This is a genomic window from Colwellia marinimaniae (assembly GCF_002207865.1).
Classification (GTDB): domain Bacteria; phylum Pseudomonadota; class Gammaproteobacteria; order Enterobacterales; family Alteromonadaceae; genus Colwellia; species Colwellia marinimaniae.
On sequence record NZ_BDQM01000389.1, the window covers coordinates 1 to 252 of the forward strand.

The 252-nt window shown below is 65.5% G+C and carries 1 protein-coding gene; it reads right to left on the bottom strand.

The features are described 5' to 3' along the window. Nucleotides 1–252: SIP domain-containing protein (locus tag MTCD1_RS23765; RefSeq protein ID WP_159459934.1), on the bottom strand; the 252-nt coding region annotated here is incomplete at both ends.

A 252-nucleotide genomic window follows, 5' to 3' on the forward strand; every position in this document is an offset into this window, starting at 1 on the left:
ATGTTGATCCGATTGCCGCGCGAGTCGGTCCAGTGGCCGTCCGGGCCGGCTTCGATCTTCCGGGCCAGCTGTGGTACCTCCACCACGGCCTCGACCTCTGCCGCATGGGTGGGCAGTTGCTCCAGGATCGAGCACACTGCGGGTGCAGCAGCGTCGTCACCCAGGATCAGCAGCCGTTTAGCATCCCCGGGGTGGAAATCGATACCGGTCTGCTCTGCTCCTGGGGCGGTGGCGTCCAACCCGATGACGAGT